We start from the raw sequence: 16,428 nt of genomic DNA on the forward strand, positions 1-16,428 counted from the left end.
ATGATGTGCGTGGGATGGGGGCGGATGCAGATCAGGGTCTGGGTGATGCCAAGTGTAAAGTGTTCCGTTGCTGATGTAGCTAAAAAACCGCCCGAAGGCGGTTTTTTTCCAGTACACGACAGGAGCTGGCGCTTATTTTCCCTGTTGGGATTTGAGCAGATCGCGGATCTCGGTCAGCAGCTCCTGATCCTTGGTGGGGCCGGCCGGTGCCGCGGCTTCCTCTTCCTGCTTCTTCTTCAGGGTGTTGATGGCCTTGAGCCCCATGAAGATGGCGAAGGAGATGATCAGGAAGTCGATGATGGTCTGGATGAACTTGCCGTAGGCGATGACCACGGCCGGCGCACTGCCCTCGGCGGCCTTCAGGGTCACGGCGAGGTCGCTGAAGTCCACGCCCCCCAGGATCAGGCCGATGGGCGGCATGATCACGTCACCGACGAAGGAGGAGACGATCTTGCCGAAGGCGGCCCCGATGATGATACCGACCGCCATGTCGATGACGTTGCCTCTGGATGCAAAGGCCTTGAACTCTTGAATCAGACTCATTTTCCCCTCCAAAAATGGGCTAGTAGCGGCCTGGGCCGCCCTGGTGTTTGAATAATAAAGCATCAGGAAAACAGAGGATGACCGTCGTGTTTCCTGTCGTCCCGGTTAGCTTGCTGGGGCTTTGCCCGATTGGCAACCTGTCAGATTGGGATTTTTTGCGACCCTTCTATTAACCAATCAGTAATCAAGCAGTTGAGGCGAGCATAGTTGCTGAGTAACCTTGTGAGTCCATTCGTTCATGCCAAGTGAGTAAAAAAGTGCACTATTTACTGCTGGGAATGATGCTGCTGGGCTCTTTTGCCGTCAGCGCGGGGATGGATCCCCAACTGTTGAAACAGACCATAGAGCGGCGGCTCGGGGTGCAGGTCTACCTGGTGGACGAGACCCCGGTCTCCGGCCTCTATCTGCTTGGCACCGCGCAGGGGCCCCTCTATACCGATGCCAGGGGCGACCATGTGCTGCTGGGCACCATGCTGGATCTGGCCCACGACATGAAGAACCTCACCATGCTGGGCCAGCGTCAACAGCGGCAGCTGGCCCTGGCCCAGATCGGCGAGCGGCGGATGCAGCTCAAGGCCGTGCCCGAGCGCCACCGCCTCACCCTGTTTACCGATCTCGCCTGCCGCGGCTGTCGCACCACTCTGGCAGAGTTGCCCGCCTTGCAGGCGAGGGGGGTGAGCGTGCAGCTGCTGCCGGTGCTTGGCCCCTTTGCCGATCTGGCCGAGGCGCAGGCGCGCTGGTGCGATCCCGGGCTGCTGCGCGAACTTGAACTCAGTGATCGTTTGCCTGAGAGCGGCTGTAATGAGATCCTTGCCCATCATATTGGCCTGAGCCAGTGGCTCGGGATCAAGGCGCTGCCGAGCTGGGTCCTGCCAAATGGCGACCTGCTGCGCGGTTATCAGAGCCCTGAACAACTGCTCAAGATACTGGATCACATCGATGCCCCTGCTAATCCGTCGTCGTCCGCGCGTGGATGATTCCCATCTGCCCGCCACCCTTCATCCCTTGCTGCGGCAAATCTTCGCCAGCCGTGGGGTCGAAGACCCTGCCCTGCTGGAGCGCAGCGCCAATCAGCTGCTGCCACCCCAGCGCCTGTTCGGTATGGCGCAGGCGGTGCCCCTGCTGGCCGAGGCGCTGACGGCGCAAAAGCGCATTCTCATCGTCGGCGACTTCGACTGTGACGGCGCCACCAGCTCGGCCCTGTGCGTGCTGGCCCTGCGCGCTATGGGCGGCCGCCACATCGATTTTCTGGTGCCCAACCGCTTCGAGTTCGGGTATGGCCTCACCCCCGAGATCGTCGAGCTGGCAGTGGCCCGCGGCGCCGAGTTCCTCATCACGGTGGACAACGGCATCTCCAGCATCGCCGGGGTGGCGGCGGCCAAGGCGGCCGGCATGCAGGTACTGGTTACCGATCACCATTTGCCGGGCCAGGAGCTGCCTGACGCCGACGCGATAGTGAACCCCAACCAGCATGGCTGCGACTTCCCCTCCAAGTCGTTGGCCGGGGTCGGGGTCGCCTTCTACCTGATGGCGGCCCTCAACACCCATCTGCGCCAGAGCGGCTGGTATGAGCGCCAGGGGCTGCGCGCCCCCAACGTGGCGGATTACCTGGATCTGGTGGCCCTTGGCACCGTGGCCGACGTGGTGGCGCTCGATGGCAACAACCGTATCCTGGTCCATCAGGGCCTGCAGCGGATCCGGGCCGGCCGCTGTCGTCCCGGCATCCAGGCGCTGGTGGACGTGTCCGGTCGCGATGGTCGTCGCCTGTGCGCCGCCGATCTCGGCTTTGCGCTGGGGCCGCGCCTCAACGCGGTGGGCCGGCTCGACGACATGTCCCTCGGGGTCGCCTGTCTGCTGAGCGAGGACATCAACCTGGCGCGCCAGCTCGCCTCCGAAATGGACAGCCTCAACCAGGAGCGCAAGGAAATAGAGCAGGGGATGCAGCAGGAGGCGCTGGCCACCCTGGAGCAGATCCGGTTTCGTGATGGCGAGGTGCCCTCCGGTATCGTGCTGCACCGGGACGAGTGGCATCAGGGGGTGGTGGGGCTGGTGGCCTCCAAGGTGAAGGAGAAGTACTACCGCCCGGTCATCGCGTTTGCCGAGAGCAGCGAGACCGAGCTCAAGGGCTCCGGGCGCTCCATCCCCGGGGTGCACCTGCGCGATGCGCTGGAACTGCTCGATACCCGTCACCCCGGCCTGATGGGCAAGTTTGGCGGCCACGCCATGGCGGCGGGGCTGACCCTGCCCAAGGCCAATATCGAGGCCTTCGGTCGCGCCTTCGAGGCGGTCATCGGCGAGCTGGTGACTCCTGAGCTGCTGACCGGGGTGCTGCTCACCGACGGCGAACTGCTGCCGGACGAGCTCACCCTCGAGCTGGCGGAGCTGATCCGCGCCTCCGGCCCCTGGGGTCAGGCCTTCCCCGAGCCGCTGTTCGACGGCGAGTTCGTGCTGGTGCAGCAGCGGCTGGTGGGGGAGAAGCACCTCAAGATGATGCTGACCACGGACTCCGGCCACGCGGTGGATGCCATCGCCTTCGGGGTCGACTTGCAGCGCTGGCCCGATGCCTCGGTCAAACGGGTACGGCTGGTCTACCGGCTCGACGTCAACGAGTGGCGCGGCAACCGTAGCGTGCAACTGCTGGTGGAGCATCTGGAGGCCGCCGGCCTCTGATCCGTGAGTCTCTCTTGCTGCCTATGACGGCCACCTCAGGGTGGCCGTTTTTTTATGGTGTTAACCCGGATTTTGCCGTTGACCCGTCTATTGCTTCACAGTTTAAGCTTCCCTTCATCGGGTCATGGACCCCACTGCGAGTCGCTGTCATGAAAATATCCGAACTGGCCAGGCGCTGCGGCCTGGCCCGCTCCACCCTGCTCTATTACGAGAAGTTGGGGGTGATTGCGGGCACAAGGGGCGCCAACGGTTATCGCCACTACGACGATGAAGATCTGCAGCGGCTGCGGATGGTGCAGGCCCTGCAGGCCGGCGGGCTCAGCCTCAAGCAGTGCCTCGCCTGTCTGGCGGGGGAGCTGGAGCAGGCAACGCTGGCAGCCCGGGTCAGGGAGCTGGATGAGGAGCTGGCGCGGATGCAACGCGCCAGGGATCTGCTGGCGGATCTCGCCGGTTTGCGTGCGCACTCCGGCGACGAGTTCAAGGCCTGGCAGCGGCAACTGCAGCATCAAGCCCCGCAGGCCTACTTTGCCTGGGTGATGAAGCAGGGATTCAGTGAAAAAGAGCGTTATCACCTGCAGTGGCTGAGCAAAGACATGAATGAACACGAGCGCTACATCCGGGATTTCAAGCTGCTGCTGGACGACATGAGCTATTGGGGGCCGGGGGATAGCCTCTTTACCCAGCAGCAGTTTGCCGCGCTGCCCAGCCAGCCTCGCCGGATCTTCGACATGGGCTGTGGGCGGGGCGCCGCCACCCTGGCGCTGGCACAGGTGACGGACGCCACCATAGTGGCCATTGATCTGGACGAGGAGGTGCTGGCCGCCGTGGTCAGATCGGCCAGCGCGGCTGGCTTTGAGCAGGTCACCACCCTGTGCGCCAACATGGCGGCGCTGCCGGTGGAGCTGGCCCCCGCCGACCTTATCTGGGCCGAAGGGAGCGCCTACACCATAGGGGTGGTCAATGCGCTCAAAGCCTGGCGGGCGCACCTTGCCGGCCCTGATGCCTGCATCGTGCTGAGCGACCTGGTGTGGCTGACGGACACGCCGCCAGAGGAGGCGCTGGCGTTCTGGCAACGGGATTATCCCGCCATGCAGACCCTGGCTGGCCTGCTCAAGACGGTGCAGGAGGCGGGGTATCGCTGTCTGTGGCACACCGAGTTGCCGCAAAGGGCCTGGCACAACTATCTGGATCCCATCGAACGCAATCTGGCGCGCCATCGCGCCGAGCTGGGGGATAGCCCAGCCTGGCAGGATCTGAGTCGGGAAGTGGCCATCCACCGCCAATACCTGGGCAGCTATGGCTATGTGATCTGCTGCCTGCAGGCAGTCTGATCAGGCCATCCATTGCAAGATAACAAACGGAGAAAACCTTATGAACATCCTCATTCGACCCGAAACGGGCGCCGATCACGACGCCATTGAAGCGGTGACAGTGGCCGCATTCCTCAAGGCTCCCCATACCGATCACAACGAGCAGCTGATCGTGCGCGACCTGCGCCAGGCCGGGGCACTCAGCCTGTCGCTGGTGGCAGAGCAGGCGGGGCGAGTGGTCGGCCACCTCTGCTTCTCGCCGGTGACCATCAGCGATGGCAGCCTGCACTGGTATGGTCTTGGCCCCATTTCCGTCTCCCCCGAGCTGCACGGCAAGGGGCTGGGATCACGGCTGATGGAGGCGGGTCTGGCCGAGCTCAAGGGGATGGGGGCGGCCGGCTGCGTGGTGCTGGGGGATCCCGGCTTCTACGGTCGTTTCGGCTTCGTGTCCGAGTCGGGGTTGACGCTGCCCGGCGTGCCGGCCGAGTACTTCATGGCCCGCTCGTTCGGCGCCGCCATGGCCCATGGTGAAGTGCGCTACCATCAGGCCTTTGAGCAGGGGTGAGTCCTCACCATGAGAGCAGACGTCATGGCGCTTGCTCTCATGGTGGTTTTTAATTGCTGGATTTTTTGATAATCAGGGTTTTTAGCATCGATTAAAGCTGATTTCCCATATGGTAAATTCAATAAATCGAGGAATTGTGATAAATTCGCCCCTCTTGTTCCTCTTTGTTTGAACCGGATGCATCCCTTGCTGCCCCCTGGCCGACTGTCGACCTGGTCGATGGTCCTCGCCATCGCCTGCCTTCTCTGGCTTGCCGCCTCTGGCGCGGCAGGGGTCGTTGCAACCCCGGGGCCGGCAACGGGAGGGCAGGAGGGCTCGATGCAGCTGCACGAGCCGGCCCAGCGGGGGCTGCTCGACAGCGTCAGCCTGCCGCCTGCCTCCCAGTGGCGCCTCGGCTTCGAGCAGGGGCGGCGACTGGAAGGGGCCGCTCATGCCGAGCTCTACCAGATGCTGCTGGCCTGGTTCCAGCACGAGATCCTCGGCCTGCTCTGCGGCCTGCTGTTATTCCTGCCCCTCATCTACCTCAGGCAGCTGGCCGAGCACTTCGGCTATCTGCATCGGCGGCTGCGATGCTGCCACCATCTGCAATTTCGGTTCTGCCACAGCGACTAGAGGCCGGCTGCACGCCACGCGCCCGTTCGATCCGATCCTGATCCCTGCCACAGAGTACTGCCTGCGGGCCAGGCTCCGATCCGGCGCCTCTTGCACCGTCTTCGTGCCCGCTTGCGCGCAGGGAGGCGGCTCCCGTTCGTACCCGTTGTGAGCCGACCCGATGGACTATTACGTAAACCTCTTCATTCAATCGATCTTTGTGGAAAACCTGGCGCTGGCCTTCTTCCTTGGCATGTGCACCTTCCTGGCCGTTTCCAAGAACATCAACACCGCCTTCGGCCTTGGCCTGACGGTGCTGGTGGTCATGGTGATCGCCATCCCCCTCAACAATCTGATCTACCGCCATATCCTGCGCCCGGAGAGCACCTTTCTCGGCGAGTTTGATCTGAGCTTTCTCGATTTCATCGTCTACATCGGGGTGCTGGCAGCCCTGGTGCAGGTGATGGAAATGGTGCTGGACAAGCACTTTCCGGCGCTTCATCACGCGCTGGGCATCTATCTGCCGCTGCTGACGGTGCACTGCGCCATCTTCGGCGGGGTGATGTTCATGGCGCAGCGGGACTACGACTTCATCGAATCCGTGGTATATGGAGCGGGCTCAGGCCTGGGCTGGCTGCTGGCCATCGTCGCCATCGCCGGCCTGCGCCAGAAGATGAAGTATGCGGATGTGCCAGAGGGGTTGAGGGGGATTGGCATCACCTTCATCGTGGCCGGGCTGATGTCGCTCGGCTTCATGTCCTTCTCCGGCATGTCGTTCTAGCCGGGTCGAAAACAACAACGGCCACCCTGGTGGCCGTTGTTGTCTGCCTCAGCCCTCCGCCAGCATGGCGAGCAGTCGGTCACGCACCAGCGGCAGGGTCAGAAAGCCGTCCCGGTCGAGGAAGTGGCCGCCATGCTCCAGGCTGTAGAGTGGCGCAGCCAGTCGCTCGCTCAGGTGCTGGCTGTAGGGATAGGGCACGATGGCATCATCCCGGGAGGCGATCACCACCCGGCGGGGGGCCAGCGCCATGATGCGGGCCGGGTCATAGTCCGGAGTCATGAAGGGATCCAGCTCCGGCAGGGTGTGCAGCGGCTGATCGAAACCGGAGACCAGCAGGATCCCCCCCACCTGGCTGCCGGCGGGCAGCCGGTCGAGCTGGCGCAGTATGGTGATGCAGCCGAGGCTGTGGCCCAGCAGGAAGGTGCGTTCGTCGTGATCCCGCACCAGGTGGTCCATGGCTGCGTCCCAAGTGGCGGGCTCTGGGTGGTGGGGGTCAGGCATGGCCAGCACCTCGACCCGGACATCCCTGGCCTCGAGTTCGGCCTTGAGCCAGGGAAACCAGTGAGCGTCGGGGGAGGCGGTATAACCGTGCACGATGAAGAGGCGGGTTTGAGACATGGCATATCCTGGGCGGTTGACGATAACGGCGGCCACATCATAACAGCGACCGAGGCCCCTCGACATGCCCGTTTCGGGGGCGCCAACCAGCAGGATGTGCTTTGCGACTTGCATAAAAAAGAGCGCCATAAGGCGCTCTTTTTCTGTCGGTGGGCAGAGGCTTATTTGACCTCTTCCCCCTTGGCTTGCAGATCCGCGTGGTAGGAGGATCGCACGAAGGGACCGCAGGCGGCGTGGCTGAAGCCGAGCTCCATGGCCACATCTTTGAGCTCATCGAACTCTGCGGGCGGCACGTAGCGCTTCACCGGCAGGTGGTGGCGGCTCGGCTGCAGGTACTGACCCAGGGTCAGCATGTTGACGCCGTGCTCGCGCAGGTCCTTGAGCACCTGGACTATCTCTTCATTGGTTTCGCCCAGACCCATCATGACGCCGGACTTGGTCGGCACATGGGGGTGCATCTCCTTGATGCGGCGCAGCAGCTCCAGCGACCACTTGTAGTCGGCACCCGGGCGGGCGACCCGGTACATGCGCGGGGCGGTTTCCAGGTTGTGGTTGAAGACGTCGGGCGGGGTCTCGCGGAACACCTCCAGCGCCTGCTCCATCCGGCCGCGGAAGTCCGGGGTCAGGATCTCGATGCGGGTCTGCGGGCTGTGCTCGCGGATCTGCTTGATGCAGTCGGCGAAGTGCTGGGCACCGCCGTCGCGCAGATCGTCGCGATCCACCGAGGTGATCACCACGTATTTCAGCCCCATCTCCTTGATGGTCAGCGCCAGCTTCTTCGGCTCTTCCGGGTCGAGCGCCAGCGGGCGGCCGTGGGCCACGTCGCAGAAGGGGCAACGACGGGTGCAGATGGCGCCCATGATCATGAAGGTGGCGGTGCCATGGTTGAAGCACTCAGCCAGGTTGGGGCAGGAGGCTTCTTCACACACCGAGTGCAGCTTGTTCTTGCGCAGGGTGCTCTTGATGTGCTCGATCTTCTGGCTCGACGGTGGCAGCTTGATCCGCATCCAGTCAGGCTTGCGCAGCACTTCCTCGTTGGGATCCGGCATGAATTTCACCGGGATCAGGGCCATCTTGTCGCCATCGCGCAGCTTGACGCCCGGCTCCATACGAACGGGTTTGCTCATGATTCACTCTCGGTGTTTGTTATTGTTTGATAACCAATCAGGCGGGCCAGTTCGGCCACCAGGATGGATTGCGCCTCGGCCACGCTCTGCGGGCCGCCCAGGGCGCTGGTCTGGGTCATGGCCATGCCCGCATAGCCGCACGGGTTGATGCGCAGGAAGGGGGTCATGTCCATGTTGATGTTGAGGGCCAGCCCGTGGAACGAGCACCCCTTGCGAATGCGCAGGCCAAGGGAGGCCAGTTTGGCCTCCATGCCGAGCTCGTTCTTCACGTAGACCCCGGGGGCATCGGCCTTGGCATAGGCGCTGATGTCGCTGTTGGCCAGGGTATTGATGATGGCGGTCTCCAGGCAGGTCACCAGCTCGCGTACCGTCAGCTTGCTGCGACGCACGTCCACCAGCACGTAGAGCACCAGCTGGCCCGGGCCGTGATAGGTCACCTGACCGCCGCGATCGCTCTGCACCACCGGGATGTCGCCGGGGGCGAGCAGATGTTCGGCCTTGCCGGCCTGCCCTTGGGTGTAGACGGGGTCATGCTCCACCACCCAGAACTCGTCCGGGGTGTCGGGGGTGCGGCTGTCGGTGAAGGCCTTCATGGCATCCCATACCGGCTGGTAGGGACGACGGCCCAGCTGTCTCACCAGCAGCTGGCTGGTGGACTGTGATGACTCGGCGGGAGTTTGGGGTGACATCTTTCCTCACTGACAGGCGCTTGGGTCGGCTGGCACGGCGCTGGTCGCCGGCGGCAAATAATCAGTCGCCCCGGTGGCGGGGCGAAAGAGGCGACTTACAGGACGTAGCGAACCAGTTCTATGTTGCCGAGGGCGGTATACATGGCTTCGATATGTTCCTTGCTCTGGGCAGTCACAGTGACCCGGACCGAGTGGTAGTTGCCCTTGGAGCTGGGCTGGACGGTCGGGCTGTAGGTGCCGGGGGCGTGCTGCTGCAGCACTTCCACCACCATGTCCGGCAGGGCCGGGTCGGCAACGCCGAGCACCTTGAACGGGAACTTGCAGGGGAACTCCAGCAGTTCATCAAACTTGGTATTCATTTACTCACCTTTTGCGGTCGTCGCGAGACGACTTTCTTGCTTGTGGCTAATGGCCGTTGGCCCCTCGGGGCCGCCATACCCCCGTCTGTGCGGGGCAATGCTCAAGTGTATATGGGCATTGCCCGGGCCGGGATCAAGGCCGGACCGGCAGACAAGGGATGGAGGTGCTGCTTTTTACCACAAATCGTCAGTCGGCGGAACCTGCAGTTTACAGGGTTATTGACTGGCCCGACCCCAAAAAGACAGCAGCGGCGCCTGTTGGCGCCGCTGTTTGGTCGGGATCCTGCGTGTGGATTACTTGAACCAGCTGGAAACCAGCATCACCAGGTAGTCCCACAGACGGCTCATCAGGCCACCCTCTTGTACCTCTTCCAGGGCGACCAGCGGTACCTGCTTGATCTCCTTGTCCCCTTGCTTGAGGAACACGGTGCCGACCCGTTGACCCTTGGCCAGCGGTGCCTTCAGCTCGCTCTCCAGCTGGAAGTCCGCCTTGAGGTTGTTGCCCTGGCCACGGGTGACCAGCACGGAGACGTCCTTGTCGACGCCCAGCTTCACTTCCGGCTTGTCGCCCATCCAGATCTTCTGGGTCACCAGCTCGGTGCCCGCCTTGTAGGGGGTCAGGCTCTGGAAGAAGCGGAAACCGTAGGTGAGCAGCTTCTTGCTCTCGGCGGCGCGGGAGGCTTCGCTGCTGGCGCCCAGTACCACGGCGATCAGGCGCATGCCTTCGTTGTTGGTGGCGGAGGAGACCAGGTTGTAGCCGACCTGGCTGACGTGGCCTGTCTTGATGCCGTCAACCTGCAGGGACTGATCCCACAGCAGGCGGTTGCGGTTGTGCTGGGTGATGCCGTTGAACACGAAGGATTTCTGGGCGTAGATCTTGTACTCCTCCGGCAGGTCGCGGATCAGGGCCTGGCCCAGGCGCGCCATGTCGTGAGCGGTACTGTAGTGACCTTCCGCATCCAGACCGTGCGGGTTCATGAAGTGGCTGTCGTTCATGCCGAGTTTGGCGGCCCAGCTGTTCATCAGGCTGGCGAAGGAGTCGGTGCTGCCCGCCAGGAATTCGGCCATGGCGACGCAGGCGTCGTTGCCGGACTGGATGATGATGCCCTTGTTCAGGTCATCGACGGAGACCTGCTTGCCCACCTCGATGAACATCTTGGAGGAGTCGGAGTAGTTCTTGGACCAGGCGTTCTGGCTGATGGTCACCATGTCGGTGCGCTTGATGTTCCCCTTCAGCAGCTCCTGGCCGATGATGTAGGAGGTCATCATCTTGGTCAGACTGGCGGGCGGCAGACGCTCTTCGGCGTTCTGCTCGGCCAGTACCTGACCGGAGTAGTAGTCGATCAGGATGTGGGCCTTGGCGGAGATCTCCGGCGCGGCGGGAACCACCACGGGGTTGGCGTTCGGCGTCGGGGTCGGTACAGGCGTGTTGGCCTGGGCGGTGGCGCTTATCAGGGAGGCCAGAATAACTGAACGGGCAAATTTGGACATCTTGAAATTCCTGGTGCCTGGTTGGGGTAACCCAAGTTAAAAATGCGGGCTTCACTATACCAGAAGCGACCGTCGGTCAAAGCCCGACGTGCCATCTGGTCTGGTTTTTTCTCCGTCCGCAGCCGCCATCACGCCGGGAAACGACGTGATGGCGGGCCACAGAGGGCGGTTCGGTCAGCTTGAGCCTGAGACGCTCAGGGGACGATGAAGGCTTGCTCCAGCCCCCCCTGGCGCACTTTCTCCAGGGTGGCGGCCTGCTGGTCGGCAGGCACAGGGCCGATCAGCACCCGGAAGATGGCACCATGGGCGTCCACCCGATAGGGCAGGCCGTGGCGCTGGGTCATCACCTTGCCCATCGCCTCCGCCCGTGCCTGCGAGCCGCTGGCCAGCACCTGGATCATCTTGCCCTCGCCGCTGCTGGCGGGCGCCGCCGTCTTGGCCGCTGCCGGTTTGGCGGGTTTGGTGACCGGCGCCTTGACGGGGGCCGGCTCCTCTGCCGCCGGCGTGGCCATGGCCAGCTCGGTGGGTTGGCCGACGAAGCCGTCCTGAGCGACGGGGGCCGCGGCGGTCGGCGTCATCTCGATGGGCTTCATGGGGGCCATGAGCACCATCTGATCCGGGGTGTCGTTGATGAGCTCGAGCCGTACCCGCGCCTCGCCCCCTTCCACCATCCCCAGCTGCTTGGCGGCGGCATGGGAGAGGTCGATCAGCCGATCGCTGCCGAAGGGGCCGCGATCGTTGACCCGCACTATGGTCTCCTGCCCGTTGTCCAGGTTGGTGACCCGCACATAGCTTGGCAGCGGCAGGTTGCGGTGGGCAGCGCTGAACAGCTTGCTGTCCTGCACGTCGCCGTTGGCGGTCTTCTGGCCGTCCAGATCCTGGGAGAGCCAGCTGGCGGTCCCCTCTTCGCTGTAATGCTTGATGTCGCGCCACACCTCGTTCTTCTGCTTGCCAATCCAGTAGTCACGGTTGCCGCTGGCGCTCAGGGGCTCGGGACGCGGGATGGCGCCGGTGGCCTGCGGGATCTCGATGACCTGGGGTTTTTCCGGCTGGACCGGTTCGGGAGGCGGGGGAAGCTGTTCCGGCTGGCTGCTACAGGCGGCCAGCAACAAGGTCAGGCTGAGCGGGAGAAGTTTGTGGCTGTAATGCATACGCGTCCTGGATTGCTTGACTGAGTTGATGCACCGCCATCGCATAGAGCGGGCTGCGGTTATAGCGGGTGATCACGTAAAAATTGTGGCGCGCGACCCAGTATTCCGGTCCATCGGCCTGTTCCAATGCCAGCAGTTTCACCGGCGTGTCGGGTGCCAGCGGGGTGGCGAGTTCAATGCCCGCGGCGGCCAGCTCGGCCCAGGTCTGGGTCAGCTCGGGGGCCGGCCTCAGCAGGGTACCCACTGGCGCCAGTCCGATCAAGGCGGGTTCGACCGCCGACTCCCCCCAGCGCCACTGATGCTCGGCAAAATAGTTGGCGACGCTGCCGATGGCATCCACCGGGTTGGCGAACAGATCGCGCTTGCCGTCGCCGTCGAAGTCGACCGCATAGTGGCGATAGCTGGAGGGCATGAACTGACCCATCCCCATTGCGCCGGCATAGGAGCCCTTGAGAAGGGTGAGTGGCCACTTCTCTTCCCGGGCAAGCAGCACCAGCTGGGCAAACTCCTTGGCGAAGAAGTCGGCCCGCTCGGGGTAGTGAAAGCCCAGGGTGTAGAGGCTGTCGAGCACCGGATGGCGGCCCATCTGGCGGCCGTAGAAGGTCTCGATGCCGATGATGGCGACGATGAGGGAGGCCGGCACCTGATAGGTCTGCTCGGCCCGCGCCAGGGTGGCGGCGTGGCGTTGCCAGAAGCCGACCCCGTCCCGGATCCGCTCCGGGGTGATGAACAGCGGCCGGTAGCGATGCCAGGGTTTGGCCTCCCAGGGGCGGCTGATGGTGTCGAGCACCTCCTGGCGCAGGCTGGCCTGGGCGGTGGCGGCCTGCAACTCGGCCAGCGGCACCTGCTGCTGCTCGGCGAGCCGGGCGAGCCCGGGGGGCTCGACGGCCGCCGTTGCGTTCAGGGCAACGAGCGAGAGCAACACACCGGCCAGTCGCATCAGGCCAGCAACCTTCTGTGGGTCTGGATAGACATCAGGATGCCGAAGCCGGCCATCAGGGTCACCATGGAGGTGCCGCCGTAGCTCACCAGCGGCAGGGGGACCCCTACCACCGGAAGGATGCCGCTCACCATCCCCATGTTGACGAACACGTAGACGAAGAAGGTCAGCGTCAGGGCACCGCCCAGCAGGCGTTCGAAGCTGTTCTGGGCCTGCATGGAGATAAACAGGCAGCGGCTGATGATGTAGAGGTAGATCACCAGCAGGAGGGCGACCCCCACCAGGCCGAACTCCTCGCTGAACACCGCGAAGATAAAGTCGGTATGCCGTTCTGGTAAAAACTCGAGCTGGGACTGGGTGCCCTGCAGCCAGCCCTTGCCGAACACGCCGCCGGAGCCGATGGCGATCTTGGACTGGATGATGTGGTAGCCACGGCCGAGCGGGTCCTTCTCAGGGTCCAGCAGCATCAGCACCCGCTGGCGCTGGTAGTCGTGCATCAGGAAGAACCAGAGCACCGGCATGAAGGCGCAGATGAGCAGCACCGCGAGCCCGATCAGCCACCAGCTGATCCCCGCCAGAAAGATGACGAAGAAGCCGGAGGCGGCTACCAGGATGGAGGTGCCAAGGTCGGGCTGGGCCGCGATCAGCAGGGTGGGCAGCAGCACCATGATGAGGCTCAGCACCAGGTGGCTGAACTTGGGCGGCAGCGAATGACGGCTGAGCCAGGCGGCCACCATGATGGGCATGGAGAGCTTCATCACCTCGGAGGGCTGAAACTTCATGAAGCCGAGGTCCAGCCAGCGCTGGGCCCCCTTGCCGATGTGGCCGAACACGTCCACCGCGATGAGCAGCAGCACCACCACAGCAAACAGGGGCACCGACCAGCGGGCATAGAGAGAAGGTGGCAGCTGGGCCATGCCGATCATCAGGGCGAACGCCAGTCCGCCGCGCACCAGCTGGCGCACGATGGAGTCGACATCCTGACCGGAGGCGGAGTAGAGCACCACCATGGAGAGGGACATCAGGGTCAGCAGGCCGAGCAGCAGCGGCAAGTCGATATGCAGCTTGTACCAGATGCTCTGCTGGCGAGCGGAGTTACTCATGAGAGGCAACCTCTTCGGATTGGGGCTTCTTGGCCGGTGCCGGCGGCAGCTGGGGCTCCGGCGGCAGCAGATAGGCATCCAGCATGTTGCGGGCGACCGGCGCCGCCATGGCGCTGCCGCCCCCGGCGTTCTCCAGCACCAGGGCGACCACCGCCTTGGGTGCTTCGAACGGTGCGAACGAGACGAACAGGGCGTTGTCGCGATGCTCCACCTTGGTGGTGGCCGCGTTGTAGACCTGGTTCTCCTTGAGGCCCACCACCTGGGCGGTGCCGGACTTGCCCGCCGCCTTGTAGGGGGTGTTGGCAAAGGCGCGTCGACCTGTCCCTTCGTGGCCGTTGATGACCCGCCACATGCCGTCCTTGGCCACCTGCCAGTAGCTGTCGCTCTTGGTCTGGATGGCCATGTTCGGGTTGATGGGGGCGTTGACCACGCCATCGATGGAGGCGGTGCTCTTGAGCAGGTGCGGCGTCACGTCGTGGCCGTTCTGGGTCAGGATGCTGATGGCCTTGGCCAGCTGGATCGGGGTGGCGCTCCAGTAGCCCTGGCCGATACCGATGGAGATGGTGTCACCCTGATACCAGGGCTGGCGCCAGCGTGCCATCTTCCAGTCGCGGGACGGCATGACCCCCTTGGTCTCTTCGTAGATGTCGACACCGCTGTACTGACCGAAGCCGAACCTGGTCATGTAGCTGTTGATCTTGTCGATGCCGACCCGGTAGGCGAGATCGTAGAAGTAGGTATCCGCCGACACCTCGATGGCGCGATAGACGTCGAGCCAGCCGTGGCCCCAGCGTCGCCAGTCGCGAAACTTCTTGGTGGTGCCCGGGATGGAGAAGCTGGGGCCGCCGAAGTAGCGGTAGTTGGGGGTGATGGCCCCCTCGTTGAGCCCCATCACCGCCATCATGGGCTTGACGGTGGAGGCGGGGGCATAGATGCCCTGGGTGGTGCGGTTCACCAGCGGCCGGGCCGGATCGTTGAGCAGCGCCGAGTAGTTGGCGCTGGAGATGCCGGTCACGAACAGGTTGGGGTCATAGCTCGGGCTCGACTCCATGGCCAGGAGGGCACCGGTATTGGGATCCATCATCACGATGGCGCCGCGGCGGCCGGCCAGCAGTTGCTGGGCCTTGAGCTGCAGGCGGATGTCGATGTTGAGGTAGATGTCCTTGCCGGGCTCGGGCGGCTGGAATTTCAGGGTGCGCACCACCCGGCCGCGGTTGTTCACCTCGACCTCCTGGTAGCCTGCCACGCCGTGCAGCTGATCCTCGTAGTACTTCTCCACCCCCTGCTTGCCGATGTCCTTGGTGGCGGCATAGTTGGCGAGCTTGTCCTCCTTGTCGAGGCGCTCCACGTCGCGGGTGTTGATCTTGGCCACGTAACCCAGCGCATGGGTCAGGGTGTCGCCAAACGGGTAGTAGCGCTTGAGGTAGGCCTCGATGCTGGCACCCGGGTAGTTGTGCTGGTTGACCGAGAAGAGGGCGACCTGATACTCGGTCAGCTTCTCGTACAGGGCGACCGGCTTGAAGCGGCGCTGGCGTTTCACCTCGGCCAGGAACTTCTCCTTGGTCCCCTCCGGCAGCTTCAGCAGGGCGATCAGCTCGTCGGCGGTCTTCTCCAGATCCTTGGTCTCTTCCGGCACGATCTCGAGGCTGTAGACCGGGCGGTTTTCCGCCAGCAGCACGCCGTTGGTGTCATAGATGAGGCCGCGCGGCGGCGCCACCGGCACGACGCGGATGCGGTTGTCGTTGGAACGGGTCTGGTAGGTGTCGTAAGACTCTACTTGCAGGTAGTAGAGATTGCCCAGCAGCACCAGCATCAGCACTATCATGCCAACGTAGGCGACCAGGGTTCGTCGGAAGAAGAGGCGACCCTCGGCGCTGTGGTCGCGCATTTCGATGCGAGTCTTCAGCATGCCGCTACCTTATGACTGTCGAGCAGGTGAGAAACGGGGTGCAGATGTGCATGCTCACGCTCTGTGATTCGGGTTTGAGAGGGGAATGCTTGGATAGTGCATGGCTCACTCTCTGTGATACGGATGATTGGTTGTGATGCTCCAGGCGCGATAGAGGCTCTCGGCCACCAGCACCCGCACCAGCGGATGGGGCAGGGTCAGCGGCGACAGCGACCAGCTCTGCTCGGCGGCAGCCTTGCATTCGGGGGAGAGCCCTTCCGGGCCGCCCACCAGCAGGGCCACATCGCGGCCATCGAGCTTCCAGGCTTCCAGTTGCACGGCCAGCTGCTCGGTAGTCCAGGGTTTGCCGGGGATGTCCAGGGTCACGATGCGCGAGCGGCCGGCGGCAGCCAGCATGGCTTCCCCCTCTTTTTGCAGAATGCGGGGAATGTCGGCATTTTTACCACGTTTTCCGGCGCCGATCTCGACAAGTTCGAATGGCATGTCTTTGGGGAAACGGCGGCGATACTCTTCGAAGCCATGCTCTACCCAGGCGGGCATCTTGGTGCCCACCGCAATCAACTGGATTTTCATCGGTCGTT

The 16,428-nt window shown here is 63.6% G+C and carries 17 protein-coding genes; 6 read left to right on the forward strand and 11 right to left on the reverse strand.

Annotated elements, in window-relative coordinates; translation table 11 throughout:
* Window positions 1-132: 132 nt before the first annotated feature.
* Entirely contained in the window at window positions 133-543 is a 411-nt protein-coding gene (gene mscL / locus BN1143_RS03455) for a large-conductance mechanosensitive channel protein MscL (protein WP_005298202.1), read from the reverse strand.
* A 257-nt stretch (window positions 544-800) separates the two neighbouring features.
* Here mscL and BN1143_RS03460 point away from each other — a divergent pair, with 257 nt between their 5' ends.
* The 6 genes from BN1143_RS03460 to nqrE all read left to right on the forward strand — a co-directional run bounded on the left by BN1143_RS03460 (window position 801) and on the right by nqrE (window position 6,460).
* Window positions 801-1,520 (forward strand): disulfide isomerase DsbC N-terminal domain-containing protein, encoded by a 720-nt coding sequence (locus BN1143_RS03460; RefSeq protein WP_042006917.1) that lies wholly within the window; start codon window positions 801-803, stop codon window positions 1,518-1,520.
* A complete protein-coding gene (recJ, locus tag BN1143_RS03465) occupies window positions 1,483-3,213 on the forward strand; it encodes a single-stranded-DNA-specific exonuclease RecJ (protein ID WP_042006918.1) in 1,731 nt (576 codons plus the stop codon). The genes BN1143_RS03460 and recJ overlap by 38 nt, the downstream gene beginning before the upstream one ends.
* A gap of 149 nt (window positions 3,214-3,362) precedes the next feature.
* Window positions 3,363-4,544 (forward strand): MerR family transcriptional regulator, encoded by a 1,182-nt coding sequence (locus BN1143_RS03470; RefSeq protein WP_042049672.1) that lies wholly within the window; start codon window positions 3,363-3,365, stop codon window positions 4,542-4,544.
* 40 nt (window positions 4,545-4,584) lie between these two features.
* Complete coding sequence (locus BN1143_RS03475; protein ID WP_042049673.1) at window positions 4,585-5,088, forward strand: GNAT family N-acetyltransferase; 504 nt, start codon at window positions 4,585-4,587, stop codon at window positions 5,086-5,088.
* Between the two features lie 318 nt (window positions 5,089-5,406).
* The gene (locus BN1143_RS03480) at window positions 5,407-5,700 is read left to right on the forward strand and encodes a hypothetical protein (protein WP_082038420.1); all 294 of its coding nucleotides are present in this window, start codon (window positions 5,407-5,409) and stop codon (window positions 5,698-5,700) included.
* Between the two features lie 160 nt (window positions 5,701-5,860).
* Window positions 5,861-6,460, forward strand: a complete 600-nt coding sequence (gene nqrE, locus BN1143_RS03485; RefSeq protein WP_010633144.1) for an NADH:ubiquinone reductase (Na(+)-transporting) subunit E — start codon at window positions 5,861-5,863, stop codon at window positions 6,458-6,460.
* A 48-nt stretch (window positions 6,461-6,508) separates the two neighbouring features.
* Here the strand turns inward: nqrE and BN1143_RS03490 are convergent, their stop codons facing one another.
* The 10 genes from BN1143_RS03490 to rlmH form a co-directional block, all read right to left on the reverse strand.
* Entirely contained in the window at window positions 6,509-7,078 is a 570-nt protein-coding gene (locus BN1143_RS03490) for an RBBP9/YdeN family alpha/beta hydrolase (protein WP_042049766.1), read from the reverse strand.
* Window positions 7,079-7,239: 161 nt separating this feature from the next.
* Window positions 7,240-8,205, reverse strand: coding sequence for a lipoyl synthase (lipA, locus tag BN1143_RS03495; protein WP_005298218.1), 966 nt, complete (start codon window positions 8,203-8,205; stop codon window positions 7,240-7,242).
* Window positions 8,202-8,894 carry a lipoyl(octanoyl) transferase LipB gene (lipB, locus tag BN1143_RS03500; RefSeq protein WP_010633147.1) on the reverse strand — a complete coding sequence of 231 codons (693 nt, stop codon included), beginning with the start codon at window positions 8,892-8,894 and terminating at the stop codon, window positions 8,202-8,204. The genes lipA and lipB overlap by 4 nt, the downstream gene beginning before the upstream one ends.
* A gap of 95 nt (window positions 8,895-8,989) precedes the next feature.
* The gene (gene ybeD, locus BN1143_RS03505) at window positions 8,990-9,253 is read right to left on the reverse strand and encodes a DUF493 family protein YbeD (protein WP_005298227.1); all 264 of its coding nucleotides are present in this window, start codon (window positions 9,251-9,253) and stop codon (window positions 8,990-8,992) included.
* A 294-nt stretch (window positions 9,254-9,547) separates the two neighbouring features.
* Entirely contained in the window at window positions 9,548-10,744 is a 1,197-nt protein-coding gene (locus BN1143_RS03510) for a D-alanyl-D-alanine carboxypeptidase family protein (RefSeq protein WP_005298230.1), read from the reverse strand.
* Window positions 10,745-10,938: 194 nt separating this feature from the next.
* Entirely contained in the window at window positions 10,939-11,895 is a 957-nt protein-coding gene (locus BN1143_RS03515) for a septal ring lytic transglycosylase RlpA family protein (protein ID WP_042049676.1), read from the reverse strand.
* Complete coding sequence (gene mltB, locus BN1143_RS03520; RefSeq protein ID WP_042049677.1) at window positions 11,837-12,835, reverse strand: lytic murein transglycosylase B; 999 nt, start codon at window positions 12,833-12,835, stop codon at window positions 11,837-11,839. The genes BN1143_RS03515 and mltB overlap by 59 nt, the downstream gene beginning before the upstream one ends.
* On the reverse strand, window positions 12,835-13,938 hold the full coding sequence (gene rodA, locus BN1143_RS03525) for a rod shape-determining protein RodA (RefSeq protein WP_005298235.1): 1,104 nt from the start codon (window positions 13,936-13,938) through the stop codon (window positions 12,835-12,837). The genes mltB and rodA overlap by 1 nt, the downstream gene beginning before the upstream one ends.
* Window positions 13,931-15,847, reverse strand: coding sequence for a penicillin-binding protein 2 (gene mrdA / locus BN1143_RS03530; RefSeq protein WP_017765125.1), 1,917 nt, complete (start codon window positions 15,845-15,847; stop codon window positions 13,931-13,933). The genes rodA and mrdA overlap by 8 nt, the downstream gene beginning before the upstream one ends.
* Window positions 15,848-15,952: 105 nt before the next feature.
* Window positions 15,953-16,420 carry a 23S rRNA (pseudouridine(1915)-N(3))-methyltransferase RlmH gene (gene rlmH, locus BN1143_RS03535; RefSeq protein ID WP_005298242.1) on the reverse strand — a complete coding sequence of 156 codons (468 nt, stop codon included), beginning with the start codon at window positions 16,418-16,420 and terminating at the stop codon, window positions 15,953-15,955.
* Window positions 16,421-16,428 lie beyond the last annotated feature (8 nt).

Source organism: Aeromonas dhakensis, assembly GCF_000820305.1.
Lineage (GTDB): Bacteria > Pseudomonadota > Gammaproteobacteria > Enterobacterales > Aeromonadaceae > Aeromonas > Aeromonas dhakensis.

What these genes read in the sequence shown, in the direction of transcription:
- BN1143_RS03515 (WP_042049676.1), bottom strand. Translation starts at nt 11,895, where the DNA reads ATGCATTACAGCCACAAACTTCTCCCGCTCAGCCTGACCTTGTTGCTG.
- BN1143_RS03475 (WP_042049673.1), top strand. Translation starts at nt 4,585, where the DNA reads ATGAACATCCTCATTCGACCCGAAACGGGCGCCGATCACGACGCCATT.
- ybeD (WP_005298227.1), bottom strand. Translation starts at nt 9,253, where the DNA reads ATGAATACCAAGTTTGATGAACTGCTGGAGTTCCCCTGCAAGTTCCCG.
- nqrE (WP_010633144.1), top strand. Translation starts at nt 5,861, where the DNA reads ATGGACTATTACGTAAACCTCTTCATTCAATCGATCTTTGTGGAAAAC.
- BN1143_RS03470 (WP_042049672.1), top strand. Translation starts at nt 3,363, where the DNA reads ATGAAAATATCCGAACTGGCCAGGCGCTGCGGCCTGGCCCGCTCCACC.
- rlmH (WP_005298242.1), bottom strand. Translation starts at nt 16,420, where the DNA reads ATGAAAATCCAGTTGATTGCGGTGGGCACCAAGATGCCCGCCTGGGTA.
- lipB (WP_010633147.1), bottom strand. Translation starts at nt 8,894, where the DNA reads ATGTCACCCCAAACTCCCGCCGAGTCATCACAGTCCACCAGCCAGCTG.
- BN1143_RS03510 (WP_005298230.1), bottom strand. Translation starts at nt 10,744, where the DNA reads ATGTCCAAATTTGCCCGTTCAGTTATTCTGGCCTCCCTGATAAGCGCC.
- mscL (WP_005298202.1), bottom strand. Translation starts at nt 543, where the DNA reads ATGAGTCTGATTCAAGAGTTCAAGGCCTTTGCATCCAGAGGCAACGTC.
- mltB (WP_042049677.1), bottom strand. Translation starts at nt 12,835, where the DNA reads ATGCGACTGGCCGGTGTGTTGCTCTCGCTCGTTGCCCTGAACGCAACG.
- mrdA (WP_017765125.1), bottom strand. Translation starts at nt 15,847, where the DNA reads ATGCTGAAGACTCGCATCGAAATGCGCGACCACAGCGCCGAGGGTCGC.
- rodA (WP_005298235.1), bottom strand. Translation starts at nt 13,938, where the DNA reads ATGAGTAACTCCGCTCGCCAGCAGAGCATCTGGTACAAGCTGCATATC.
- BN1143_RS03490 (WP_042049766.1), bottom strand. Translation starts at nt 7,078, where the DNA reads ATGTCTCAAACCCGCCTCTTCATCGTGCACGGTTATACCGCCTCCCCC.
- BN1143_RS03480 (WP_082038420.1), top strand. Translation starts at nt 5,407, where the DNA reads ATGCAGCTGCACGAGCCGGCCCAGCGGGGGCTGCTCGACAGCGTCAGC.
- recJ (WP_042006918.1), top strand. Translation starts at nt 1,483, where the DNA reads ATGCCCCTGCTAATCCGTCGTCGTCCGCGCGTGGATGATTCCCATCTG.
- lipA (WP_005298218.1), bottom strand. Translation starts at nt 8,205, where the DNA reads ATGAGCAAACCCGTTCGTATGGAGCCGGGCGTCAAGCTGCGCGATGGC.